The following is a 12,252-nucleotide window of genomic DNA, read 5'->3' on the forward strand; positions in this document are numbered from 1 at the left end:
CCGCGCCGTAGGCCGGCGGCTGGCCCACGCCGGCGGGCCCCGCATATCCATATGGCGCCGGCGCGGCGGGCGCCGGGGGCTGCGGCGTCATGGGCGCGCGGCCCGCGGGCGCATGGCCGTCGGCATAGGCCCGCGGCGCGTACTCCTGCGCCTGCTGCGGCGCGTCGTCAAACGCGCCATCGACCGTGGCCAGCACCTCGATGCCGCCATCCACGCTGCGGTTCGACACGATCAGCGCATCGGGGCCGAGCACCTGGCGCACCTGGCGCATGACCTCGCGGCTGTTGGCGCCAAAGAAGCGGCTTATTTTCATTGACCATTACCTCCGCCGATGAGCGCGGTCACGCGGACCATGCGCTCATCCGGAATTTCCGTATTCGACAACACGCCCAGCTGCGGCAGATGGTGGCGCAGGAAGCGCGACAGCGGCGCGCGCAACACCGGCGACACCAGCAGCACCGGCGCGTTGCCCTGCGACTCCTGGCGCTCGACCGCCGCCTGGGTTTCGCGCAGCAGTGTATCCGCCAGGCCCGGCTCCAGGCCACCGCTGGTGGTGAGCGCCTGCGACAGCACGCGTTCGAGCTTGACGTCGAGCCCGATCACGCGCAGCTCGCCTTCGCCCGGGAACCATTGCTGGGTGATGGCGCGCCCCAGCGCGCGGCGCGTCAGCGCGATCAGTTCGTTGATATCGGGCTGGCCGCCCGTGCCGGCCGCCAGCGCGGCCAGGCGCGGCCCATGCTCGGACAGCGTGTCGATGATGGTGCGCATGTCGCGAATCGGCACTTCCTCGGCCAACAGGCCCTGCAACACCTTCTGCAGCGCGGTGAGCGACAGCGTCTTGGGCACCAGGTCCTCGACCAGCTTGGGCGCGTCGCGGCCGATGCGATCCAGCAGTTGCTGCACTTCCTGGCGACCCAGCAGATTGGAGCCGTGGCGATGCATCAGGTGGTTCAGGTGAGTGGCGACCACGGTGCCAGCGTCCACCACCGTGTAGCCGACCACCTGGGCCTGATCGCGCAGGCTGCCGTCGATCCATAGCGCCGGCAGGCCGAAGGCCGGATCGGTGGTGGGCGTGCCCTGGATCTGCATGGTCACGCCGCCCGGGTCGATCGCCAGCCATTGGCCCGGCATGGCAACGCCGTGGCCGATCTCGACGCCTGACAGCAGGATGCGGTAGTCGTTGGGCTTGAGCTCCAGGTTGTCGCGGATGTGCACCACCGGCGGCAGGAAGCCGACGTCCTGGGCGAATTTCTTGCGCAGGCTGCGGATGCGGTGCAGCAGCTCGCCGTTCTGGGCATGGTCGACCAGCGGGATCAGGCGGTAGCCGACCTCCAGGCCGAGCTGGTCCACCATCGATACGTCGTCCCAGCTGGCTTCGGCCGCGGCGGCCTGGGCCTGCGTCACCGCCTGTTGCGGCGCCTCGGCCGCGGCCACCTCGGCGGCCTTGCGCCGCTTGTGCATGGCCCAGCCGCCCCAGGCCAGCGCGCCGGCCAGGGTCAGGAAGGCGATATGCGGCATGTTGGGGATCAGGCCCATGATGCCGATGATGCCGGCCGTCAGGAACATCACGCTGGGATTGGAGAACAGCTGGCTGATGATCTGCTGGCCGATGTCCTGGTCGGTCGACACGCGCGACACCACCACGCCGGCGGCGGTCGAGATCACCAGCGCCGGGATCTGCGCCACCAGGCCGTCGCCGATGGTCAGCAGCGTGTAGACGCGGGCCGAGTCGCTCATCGACATGTCGTGCTGGGCCACGCCCACGATCAGGCCGCCGATGATGTTGATCGCCATGATCAGCAGGCCGGCGATGGCGTCGCCGCGCACGAACTTGCTGGCGCCGTCCATCGAGCCGAAGAAGTCGGATTCCTGCGACACCTCGGCGCGGCGCTTGCGCGCCTCGTCCTCGCCGATCAGGCCGGCGTTCAGGTCGGCGTCGATGGCCATCTGCTTGCCCGGCATCGCGTCCAGGGTGAAGCGCGCGCCGACTTCGGCGATCCGCCCCGCGCCCTTGGTGATGACGATGAAGTTGATGATGGTCAGGATGATGAAGACGATGATGCCGACGGCGAAATTGCCGCCCACCAGGAAGTGGCCGAAGGCCTCGATCACCTTGCCCGCGGCGTCCGGGCCGGTGTGGCCGTGCAGCAGCACCACCCGGGTCGAAGCGACGTTCAGCGACAGGCGCAGCAGCGTGGCGAACAGCAGCACGGCCGGGAAGGCGGCGAAATCCAGCGGCTTGCGGGTGAACATGGCCACCAGCAGGATCATCACCGACAGCGCGATATTGAAGGTGAACAGCAGGTCCAGCAGGAAGGTGGGCAGCGGCAGCACCATCATGCCCAGCACCATCACGATCAGGATGGGACCGGCCAGGAGCCGCGCGTGCGTGGCTCCGTTGCTTTTCAACATGGTGAGCAGAGCGCTCATTCCTTAAGCTCCTTGTGCTGCGGTTTTTGCCTGCGGGTCCAGCGCGGCCGGCACGGCCAGGGACGTCGGCGCCGTTGGTTCGGCCCCCCATCCCGAGCGCCACGAGCGCAACTGGAATACCCACGCCAGCACTTCCGCGACCGCGGTGTATAGCTCGGCCGGGATTTCATGCCCCAGCTCGACGTGTTGATACAGGGCGCGCGCCAGCGGCGGCGCTTCCAATGTGGGAATGCGATGTTCGGCGGCCAGTTCGCGGATCTTGGCGGCCACCAGCCCGGTGCCCTTGGCCAGCACCCGCGGGGCGCCGTTCTTGTCTTCCTCGTACTTCAGCGCCACGGCGTAGTGGGTCGGGTTGGTCACGACCACGTCGGCCTTGGGCACCTCGGACATCATGCGGCGGCGGGCGGCCTGGCGCTGCTGCTGGCGGATGCGCGCCTTGGTGTGCGGGTCGCCTTCGCTTTCCTTGTGTTCCTGGCGCACGTCTTCCTTGGACATGCGCAGCTTCTTCAGGTGGCTCCAGATCTGCCACGGCACGTCCAGCATCACGATCACCAGCAGCGAGGCGACAATGAAGGCGCAGCACATCGCCACCAGGCTCAGGGCCTTGGTCAAGGCGGCCGCCGGCGCCACGTGCATCAGGCCGAGCATGTCGTCGTGGTAGCGCCAGATGATCCACACCGCCACGCCGCCCACCAGCATCGCCTTGGCCAGCGCCTTGATCAGCTCGACCACCGTCTGGGCGGAAAACATGCGCTTGAGCCCGGCGAACAGGCTCAGCTTGGAGAAATTCGGCGACAGCGGCTTGCCCGAGATGACGATGCCTCCCAGCAGCACGCTGGACAGCACCGCGATCACCGCCAGCAGGCCAAAGATCGGCAGGATCACCATCAGGGCCTGGCCGAAGCCGTTGACAGCCTGCTCGACCATCACGCCCGGGTCTGCCACCACGCGCTGGTCGAACGCCAGCCCGTTGCGCAGCACGCCGCTCAGTCCCTTGTAAATCGTGCCGCCGCCGGCCCAGATCGCCCCGACACCGACGGCCAGCATCATGAACGTGCCCAGTTCCCGGGAACGCGCAATCTGCCCCTCCTCGCGCGCCTTTTCCAGGCGCCTGGGAGAGGCGGCTTCGGTTTTCTCGAGGTCGCTTTCTTCGGCCATGCTCTGCGGTGTCGTTGCGGCTCGCGGATTTTCGGATTACGAGCTGCCCGCCGAGATTCTAGGAGGCCTGGGCCTTTGGCGATAAGCCAAGAAACGGGGGGAAAGCGGCGCTATTCCCGGATGCGCCCGAACCGGGCCGGCCGGGGCGGGCCGCCGGCCGGGCGCCCTGCCCCTCCCGTCCGCTGGATCGGTCCGATTCAGCCAGCCGCCGCCACCACCGGCCGGGCCGATCCGCCGGCCTCCAGGGTGGCCTGGAAGCGCACGTAATCGAGCCCGATCCGCACCGCGCCCCAGTGCTCGCCGTCCAGGAACAGGGGCACGGAGATGTCGTTGACGATCTCGCCGGTATCACGGGAATAAGTCTGAAACAGCAGGGATTCGGTGTTGGCGGCCAACCGCGCCCCGACCGGGTCGTCGAAGATGCGCTTGTGCCGCACCCGGGCGATGTCCTGGGCCGGGTCGCCGCTGGGCGGATGCGAATAGCGGCTGTTGTGCGCCGGGGCATACCCGCGCGCGTCCACCAGCAGCGCATAGCTGCCGCCCGGCACGGCCTCCAGCACGCGGTCCAGCAGGCGGGTCAGCGCCTCGTCGATGCCGCGGTCATAGCCGGTGTGGTAGCGCGGCGGCTCGCTGCCCGCGATCCGCTGGTAATGGCGGTCGAACACGTCCAGGCCGCGCTCGCGGGCATGGTCGAGCAGCCGGATCGCCGCCAGCCGGAAAGCGTCCAGCGTCTCGGACAGGCGGTCGAAAGCGGTATTGCCGGTGCGCATGTCCGACAGCACCTCCTGCACGCTTTCGGTCTGGCGCCGGATGCGGTCGATCTCGCCGGACATGCTGGCCACCCGCTCGCGCACGTCGGCGCTCAGCGCGGCGATGCGGCTGACGTCCTGGCTCATGCCATGGTTGGTGGCGTCGACCTCGCCGATCGCCTGCACCACCTCGCCCACCTGGCGGTTCATGCTGTCGAAGTCGTGCACGAAGTGCTGGAAATCCTGGCGCGTCTTGTCCAGCACCGCGCCGGACGCGTCCACGTCCTCGCGCAGGGTGCCGGTCTGGCGCTGGGTCGTATCGACCAGCTCCAGCATCTCGCCGGTATGGTGGCCGATGTCGCTGGTGGCGGCGTTGACCCGCTCGGCCAGCCGGCCCACCTCGCTGGCCACCACCGCGAAACCGCGCCCGGCGTCGCCGGCGCGAGCCGCCTCCACCCCGGCGTTCAGCGCCAGCAACTGGGTCTGCAGGGCGATGTCCTTGATGAGCTTGCTGATGTCGCCGACCGAACGCGCCCGGCCGGTCAGCTGCGCCACCACGTCGGTGAACGCCGCCATCTCGCGCGTCATGCGGTCGACCCGCTCCTTGACCTCGGACAGCTCGGCCAGCGCCTGCTCGGCCGCCCGCAGGTTCTGCCCGGAGACCTGGGCGATCTCGCGCGCATGGGTCGAGGTGGACGCCGACAGCGCCGCGATCTGGGCGCCGCTGGCCGCCAGCGCCTCGGCCGCGCGCGCCTGCTCCTGGGCCAGCAGCGCGCAGCGGCCGGCCTGGAACTGGGTGCGGGCGGCGTTCAGCGCGATCTCGATGCTGGATTGCCGCACCGTGACGATGCGGCTACGGACGCCGGCCAGGAAGCGGTACAGCGGCCAGGCGGCCGGACTGAGGGAAATCGGGCGTTCGGACAGCGTGGCGCGGCCACGGTTGAGCCGGCGCAACAAACCCCAGATGCCCCCGAATCGGAATACGGATCTGGCCAAGATGGCACCTCCTTGTGCGGCCCGGATCGCCTTCTGTGGGCATCCGTTGCCTGGGCGCGATGCGCCCTGTCTCCTGCTGCGGCCCCGATTCTTGTTGTGTTGCAGTCTACCCAAGGGCGCGCGTTCGCACCCTTAGGGAATACGACCATGCCCGGCCAGCGGGCATGGCGGCAGGCGGGCCCGCGCGGCCCGCCGCCCGGCGGGCTCAGAAGCCCAGGCTGGCCAGCAGGTCGTCGACCTGGTCCTGGCTGGTGACCACGTCGGCCTTGCCCTGCGGGCTGACCTGCGGGCCGTTGAGCAGGCTGTTGGCTTCGTCGCGACGCTCTTGCGGCACGTTGTCCAGCAGCACCTGCAGCAGCTCGCGCTCGATCGCGCCGACCACGTCCATCATGCGCATGATGACCTGGCCGGTGAGATCCTGGAAGTCCTGCGCCATGATGATTTCCATCAGCTTGGACTGGGTCTGCTGCGTCTGCTTGGGCACGTCCTGCAGGAAGGCGCGGGTGTCCTTGACCAGTTCTCGGGCCTCGGGCAGTTCCAGCGGCTGGTCGTACCATTGCTGCCAGCGGCTATCCAGCGCCTGGGCCGAGCGCGACATGCCGTCCTGGATCGGGCCGGCCGCCTCGGTCGCGTTCAGCACGCGGTTGGCGGCCTGTTCGGTCATCTGCGCCACGTAGCGCAGGCGGTCGCGGGCATCGGGGATGGCGTTGGCCGCGTCCTTGATCGCCTGGTCCAGGCCCAGTTCGCGCATGCTGTCGCGCAGCATGCGGGTGAGCGAGGCGATACGGTGAATCAGGTCGGGCGATTCCGTCGAGTCAACATTCTGCGTCGTGCTCATTGCACACCTCAGCCGCCAATTTTCTCGAAGATCTTGACCAGCTTCTCTTCCAGCGTCGCCGCGGTGAAAGGCTTGACCACGTAACCGTTGGCGCCGGCCTGGGCCGCCGCGACGATGTTTTCCTTCTTGGCCTCGGCCGTCACCATCAGCACCGGCAGCGAGGCTAGGCTGGCGTCGGCGCGGATCTGCTTGAGCATTTCCAGGCCGTCCAGGTTGGGCATGTTCCAGTCGGACACGACGAACTGGAAGCCGCCGTTGCGCAGCTTCTCCAGCCCGATCGCGCCGTCTTCGGCCTCATCCACGTTTTCGAAACCCAGCTCTTTGAGCAGGTTGCGGATGATCCGCCGCATGGTGGGGAAGTCATCCACCACCAGAATCTTGATGCCCTTGTCTACCATCTTTTACTCCAGAAGAAATTTGCTTGAGATCGATCGGGATCACAGCCGCGTCAAACGCGGTGTCCCCGGTCGCCCAGGCGAGTCAGAATGCGCTCACTCATTGCCGACAGCGGCACCACTTCGTCAGCCGCACCGATTGCGATGGCCTCCCGGGGCATGCCGAAGACCACGCAACTGGCTTCATCCTGCGCAATGGTATGGGCGCCGGCGCGGTGCATGGCCAGCATGCCGGCCGCCCCGTCCTTGCCCATCCCGGTCAGGATGACGCCGATGGCGTTCTTGCCCGCCGCCACGGCGGCGGAATTGAACAACACATCCACCGACGGGCGGTGGCGATTGACCGGTTCGCTGGCCTCCAGCTCGATCACGTAGTTGGCGCCGCTGCGACCCAGGCGCATGTGCATCTCGCCGCCTGGCGCCAGGTACACGTGGCCCGGCAGCACGCGCTCGCCGTGCACGGCCTCGCGCACCGTCACCGCGCACAGGGCGTCCAGGCGCTGCGCGAACGAGCGCGTGAAACCGGCCGGCATGTGCTGCGTGATCAGGATCGCCGGGCTATCCGGCGGCAGCGGCTGCAACACTTCGCGGATGGCCTCGGTGCCACCGGTGGAGGCGCCCACGATGACCAGCTTTTCCGAGCTGGCCAGCGGCCGGCGCAGCATCGGCGCCGGTGCGGCGGCCGGGGCGTGCGGGCTGGGCGTGCGCAGTTTGGCGCGCGAAGCCGCGCGGATCTTGTCGGCAATGATCTCGGTATATTCCAGCAACCCGTCGCGGATGCCCAGCTTGGGCTTGGTGACGAAGTCGATGGCGCCCAGTTCGAGCGCGCGCAGCGTGATTTCGCCGCCGCGTTCGGTCAGCGACGACACCATCACCACCGGCATCGGCCGCAGGCGCATCAGCTTCTCAAGGAAATCCAGCCCGTCCATGCGGGGCATTTCCACGTCCAGCGTCAGCACATCCGGATTGTGCTTTTTGATCAGCTCGCGCGCCACCAACGGATCGGGCGCGGTCGCAACCACTTCCATATCCGGCTGGCTGTTGATGATCTCGGTCATCAGTCCGCGCACGAGCGCGGAATCATCCACACATAGAACTCTGATTTTCTGCATTGTTTACCGCCTCAGTCTGGCCAGGAGCTTGCCCCGAAGGCGCGCCTAGGCCTTACCCGCGCATTCGTAGACTGTCTGCCCGCGCAGACGGAAATCCCGGCTGATATAGGTGAAGTTCTCGGAATGGCCCGCGAACAGCAGGCCGCCCGGCTTGAGCAGCGGCACGAACCGCTCCAGGATCTTCGCCTGGGTCGGCTTGTCGAAGTAAATCATCACGTTGCGGCAGAAGATCACGTCGAACTTCTCGTTGATCGGCCAGGACGGCGCCAGCAGGTTCAACGTTTCGTACCGCACCATGTCGGCGATCTCGGGACGCACCCTGACCTGCCCGGCGTTGGCGCCCCGGCCCTTCAGGAAGAAGCGCTTGAGGCGGCTTTCCTCCATCTTTGCCACGCGCTCGGCCGGATAGACCGCGGTGCGGGCCCGGTTCAGCACATTGGTGTCGATATCGGTCGCCAGCACCGAGCAGGCGCCGGCGCGCGGCCCCAGCGCCTCGGCCAGCGTGATGGCGATGGAATACGGTTCCTCGCCGGTCGACGCGGCACAGCACCACACCGACACCGGGCCGCCCCGCTTCTGCGCGAAGTCCGCCAGGATGGGGAAATGATGCGACTCGCGGAAGAACGCCGTCAGGTTGGTCGTCAGGGCGTTGACGAAATCTTCCCATTCGGCCGCGTCAGGTTCGTTCTCGAGCTGGTCCAGATAACTGCCGAAATCCTGCCGTCCCAGCGCCCGCAGGCGCCGCGCCAGCCGGCTGTAGACCATTTCCCGCTTGTGCGCGCCCAGTGAAATGCCGGCACGCGCGTGAATCATCTTGCGCACGCGGGTGAAGTCCGCGTCCCGGAAATCGAATTGGCGGTCCACCGGAATGGACGGCGCCAGGTTTGCCGCTGTTGCCACCACTACCCTCAGTGTCCAAGCGCAAGCGCGTCAGGCGCTTGCAACCGCGAATCGTCCGCGGCGGATGACCGGCCCGAGGACAGGCGCTGGGCCGGCACCTCGATCACTTCACCGGCATTGATCTTGAATACCGCCACGGCTTCGGCCAGGCGCTGCGCCTGTTCCTGCAGCGAGCCAGCCGCGGCCGCCGCCTCTTCCACCAGCGCCGCGTTCTGCTGCGTCACCTCGTCCATCTGCGAAACCGCGCGATTGACCTGGTCGATGCCGCTGGACTGCTCTTCCGAGGCCGCCGAGATCTCGCCCATGATGTCCGTCACACGCTTGACCGACGCCACGATCTCCTGCATCGTCGCCCCGGCGCGTTCCACCTGTTCGGACCCCGCGCCCACCTTGGTCACGGAGTCCTCGATCAGGCCCTTGATCTCCTTGGCCGCCTGCGCGCTGCGCTGCGCCAGCGAGCGCACTTCGCCCGCCACCACCGCGAAGCCCTTGCCCTGTTCGCCGGCACGGGCCGCTTCCACCGCCGCGTTCAGCGCCAGAATGTTGGTCTGGAACGCGATGCCGTCGATCACCGACACGATTTCCGAGATCTTGCGCGAGCTGGCCGAGATGCCATGCATCGTGTTGACCACTTCGGCCACCGCCGAACCGCCGCGTTCGGCCACGTCCGAGGCGCTGGCCGCCAGCTGGTTGGCCTGGCGCGCGTTATCGGCGTTCTGCTTGACCGTCGAAGCCAGTTCTTCCATCGACGCGGCGGTCTCTTCCAGAGAGGCCGCCTGCTGCTCGGTACGGCTGGACAGGTCGGTGTTGCCGGCCGCGATCTCGTGCGAACCGATGTTGATCTCGTCCACGCCGCGGCGCACCGACGCCACGGTGCGCGTCAGGCTTTCCTGCATGCGCTTGAGCGCGGCGAACAACTGGCCGATCTCGTTGGTGTTGCGCACGTCGACACGTGCGGTCAGGTCGCCGCCGGCGATCCGGCCGAAATGATGGCCCGCTTCCTTGAGCGGCTGCAGCACCCGGCGGCGCAGGAACACATACGTGGCGAACACCAGCAACGCGGCGATGATGCCACCGGCGCCCACTGCCATCAGCACGAACTGGTAGCGCACCTGGGCAACCTCGAACGCGTCCAGCATCTTGCTGGCGCGCCAGAAATCAAAGCCTTCGACGGCGCGCGCGAAGCGCCCTTCCAGCGCGTCCTGCACCTTCTGCACCTGCGTCTGGTAGGCCGGCATGTCGGCCTTCTCCAGCGCGGCGGTCAGGGGCTGCACGCCCTGCTGGATCAAGGCGCCGTAGGCTTCCTCGACCTCCTTGAGCGATTCGGCTGCCTCGGCGGGCCGCGGCAGCGTCTTGAAATACTCGAATTCGGCCTGGCCCTTGTTCTGCGCCGCCTTGGCGCGCTCCAGCAGGCCAGTGGCCTCGCTCGACAGGCCCTGCGTCAGCAGCGTCGGCTGGCCGACGCTGCGCACGATGTCGGCATAATTGGACGAGGCCGTACGGCCCAGGCCATTGAGGGTGTCCTTGTAGCTCGACACGACGCGGCCGAGCGCATCGTTCAGCTCCTGCGATTGCTTGATTTCCGCCAGTGTCGCGTTGCTGATGCGCAATGACAGCACGCCCAGCGCCGCTCCAATCACCAACATGAATGAGAAAAACGCCAGCACCCACAACAGGCTGCTGCGTATCGTCATGTTCGCGAAAAACTTGCGCATCACAAGCACCCCTCCTGACTGCATTCGTTAAGGAAAAGCGCCATATCGATTCCACAATATGGCGCGCCCATCTCCCTGGGAGGTCGCCACCGCCGGGGCCCCGCCCCGCCGGTCGCGCATCCGGGTCCAGTCCTTCCGCTCAGGAAGCGACCTTCTCCACCAGGGCCATTTCATCGCTGGTCATCATCTTTTCGATGTCGACCAGGATCAGCATGCGTTCGTCGACCGTGCCCAGGCCCGTCAGGTATTCGGTGGACAGGGTGGCGCCGAATTCCGGCGCCGGGCGGATCTGGCCGGCGTTGAGCATCAGCACGTCCGACACGCCGTCGACCACGATGCCGACCACGCGGCGATCCAGGTTCAGGATGATGACGACGGTCTGTTCGTTGTATTCGACGCTGCCCAGGTTGAACTTGATGCGCAGGTCGACGATCGGCACGATGATGCCGCGCAGGTTGGTCACGCCCTTGATAAACGGCGGAACATTGGCGATGCGGGTCACCGTGCCGGCATCGTAGCCGCGGATTTCCTGCACCTTCAGGATGTCGATGCCGTACTCTTCGTCGCCCAGCGTGAAGACCAGGAACTCGTTGCCGACATCTTCGTTGCGCGCGGCTTGCGCTTGCGGTTTGGCTGCCATGGGGCTATTTCTCCATCAATTCAGAATGGCTTCGGGCTGCGACCAACGCTCACGGTTGGCGCGCGCAAGCGCAAATACGTCGACGATCAGCGCCACGCTGCCATCGCCCAGGATGGTGGCGGCGGAGATGCCGGGAACCTTGCGGTAATTCGACTCGAGATTCTTAACCACCACCTGGTGCTGACCAATCAGGTGATCCACCAACAGGGCGAAACGGCGGTCCTCGGCCTGCATGATGACCGCGATGGCCTGGGTGGGATCGGTTTGCGCGTCGCTGACGGAGAACACGCGGTGCATCTCCACCAGCGGCAGGTACTCGCCGCGCACATGCATGACGCGCTCGTTGCCCGCCACCGAATAGATCTGGTCGTTGGTGGGCTGCAGCGATTCGGTCACGTGGTTCAGCGGCAGGATGAAGGTTTCCTCGCCGACCCGCACCGACATGCCGTCCAGGATGGCCAGCGTCAGCGGCAGCACGATGCGCGTGGTGGTGCCGTTGCCCGGCTCGCACGACAGCTGCACGTGGCCGCCCATGTCCTGGATGTTCCGGCGCACCACGTCCATGCCGACGCCGCGGCCGGAGATGTCGGTGACTTTCTCGGCCGTGGAGAAGCCCGGCGCGAAGATCAGTTGCCAGATTTCGTCGTCCGGCGAGTTCTCGTTGACCGGCAGGCCCTGGGCCATGGCCTTCTTGAGGATCTTTTCGCGGTTCAGGCCGGCGCCGTCGTCGCTGACCTCGATGACGATGTTGCCGCCATTGTGCTGGGCAGACAGCACCAGCTGGCCGACCGGATCCTTGCCGGCGGCGACGCGCTTCTCGGGCGTCTCGATGCCGTGGTCCAGGCTGTTGCGCACCAGGTGCGTCAGCGGGTCGATGATGCGCTCGATCAGGCTCTTGTCGAGTTCGGTGGCGCGGCCGTAGGTCTGCAGTTCAATCTGTTTGCCCATCTTGCCGGCGATATCACGCACCAGGCGCGGGAAGCGGCTGAAGACGTAGTCCATCGGCATCATGCGGATCGACATGACGGCTTCCTGCAGGTCGCGCGCGTTGCGCTCGAGCTGCTCCATGCCGTTGAGCAGGCGGTCGTGCAGCACCGGGTCCAACGTCGAGGCGGTCTGCGCCAGCATGGCCTGGGTGATGACCAGTTCGCCCACCAGGTTGATGACCTGGTCGACCTTTTCGACGCCGACGCGGATCGAGGTGGATTCCTTGTCGACGTGGGCCGGCGCGGCGGCGCGGCTGGTGCGCGCGGCCTGCGAGATGGCTTCGGCGGCGGCGGCGGACTCGGCCACGGCGGGCTCGGCCGCGGCAGGCGCGG

Annotated in this window: 10 protein-coding genes and 1 pseudogene; all 11 read right to left on the reverse strand. The window is 67.1% G+C overall.

All coding sequences use genetic code 11. The features are described 5' to 3' along the window. Nucleotides 1-313, reverse strand: a pseudogene (locus HV742_RS31610) (hypothetical protein); the annotation flags it as partial. Beyond that, the gene (gene flhA / locus HV742_RS31615; RefSeq protein ID WP_049074390.1) at nucleotides 310-2,430 is read right to left on the reverse strand and encodes a flagellar biosynthesis protein FlhA; all 2,121 of its coding nucleotides are present in this window, start codon (nucleotides 2,428-2,430) and stop codon (nucleotides 310-312) included. The pseudogene HV742_RS31610 and the gene flhA, both read right to left, overlap by 4 nt. Nucleotides 2,431-2,433: 3 nt before the next feature. After that, nucleotides 2,434-3,588: a flagellar biosynthesis protein FlhB gene (flhB, locus tag HV742_RS31620; RefSeq protein ID WP_049074392.1), complete on the reverse strand. Its 1,155-nt coding sequence runs from the start codon at nucleotides 3,586-3,588 to the stop codon at nucleotides 2,434-2,436. Between the two features lie 197 nt (nucleotides 3,589-3,785). Beyond that, entirely contained in the window at nucleotides 3,786-5,333 is a 1,548-nt protein-coding gene (locus tag HV742_RS31625; protein ID WP_254601322.1) for a methyl-accepting chemotaxis protein, read from the reverse strand. Nucleotides 5,334-5,538: 205 nt separating this feature from the next. Further along, nucleotides 5,539-6,171 (reverse strand): protein phosphatase CheZ, encoded by a 633-nt coding sequence (gene cheZ / locus HV742_RS31630; protein ID WP_049074394.1) that lies wholly within the window; start codon nucleotides 6,169-6,171, stop codon nucleotides 5,539-5,541. Between the two features lie 8 nt (nucleotides 6,172-6,179). Next, a complete protein-coding gene (cheY, locus tag HV742_RS31635) occupies nucleotides 6,180-6,569 on the reverse strand; it encodes a chemotaxis response regulator CheY (protein WP_006387517.1) in 390 nt (129 codons plus the stop codon). A gap of 50 nt (nucleotides 6,570-6,619) precedes the next feature. After that, entirely contained in the window at nucleotides 6,620-7,678 is a 1,059-nt protein-coding gene (locus HV742_RS31640; RefSeq protein ID WP_049074396.1) for a protein-glutamate methylesterase/protein-glutamine glutaminase, read from the reverse strand. 45 nt (nucleotides 7,679-7,723) lie between these two features. Then, nucleotides 7,724-8,578, reverse strand: a complete 855-nt coding sequence (locus HV742_RS31645; RefSeq protein WP_054418620.1) for a CheR family methyltransferase — start codon at nucleotides 8,576-8,578, stop codon at nucleotides 7,724-7,726. Nucleotides 8,579-8,586: 8 nt separating this feature from the next. Next, nucleotides 8,587-10,293, reverse strand: a complete 1,707-nt coding sequence (locus HV742_RS31650; protein ID WP_175147253.1) for a methyl-accepting chemotaxis protein — start codon at nucleotides 10,291-10,293, stop codon at nucleotides 8,587-8,589. 139 nt (nucleotides 10,294-10,432) lie between these two features. Beyond that, a complete protein-coding gene (cheW, locus tag HV742_RS31655; RefSeq protein WP_175147254.1) occupies nucleotides 10,433-10,933 on the reverse strand; it encodes a chemotaxis protein CheW in 501 nt (166 codons plus the stop codon). Between the two features lie 15 nt (nucleotides 10,934-10,948). Continuing rightward, the coding region (locus tag HV742_RS31660) for a chemotaxis protein CheW (RefSeq protein ID WP_254601323.1) at nucleotides 10,949-12,252 on the reverse strand (1,304 nt) is incomplete at its 5' end.

The sequence above is a fragment of the Achromobacter ruhlandii genome (assembly GCF_902859695.1).
Classification (GTDB): domain Bacteria; phylum Pseudomonadota; class Gammaproteobacteria; order Burkholderiales; family Burkholderiaceae_B; genus Achromobacter; species Achromobacter ruhlandii.

Coding starts and splice junctions, on each gene's coding strand:
- flhB (WP_049074392.1), bottom strand. CDS start 3,588: ATGGCCGAAGAAAGCGACCTCGAGAAAACCGAAGCCGCCTCTCCCAGG.
- HV742_RS31640 (WP_049074396.1), bottom strand. CDS start 7,678: ATGCAGAAAATCAGAGTTCTATGTGTGGATGATTCCGCGCTCGTGCGC.
- cheZ (WP_049074394.1), bottom strand. CDS start 6,171: ATGAGCACGACGCAGAATGTTGACTCGACGGAATCGCCCGACCTGATT.
- cheY (WP_006387517.1), bottom strand. CDS start 6,569: ATGGTAGACAAGGGCATCAAGATTCTGGTGGTGGATGACTTCCCCACC.
- HV742_RS31650 (WP_175147253.1), bottom strand. CDS start 10,293: ATGCGCAAGTTTTTCGCGAACATGACGATACGCAGCAGCCTGTTGTGG.
- flhA (WP_049074390.1), bottom strand. CDS start 2,430: ATGAGCGCTCTGCTCACCATGTTGAAAAGCAACGGAGCCACGCACGCG.
- cheW (WP_175147254.1), bottom strand. CDS start 10,933: ATGGCAGCCAAACCGCAAGCGCAAGCCGCGCGCAACGAAGATGTCGGC.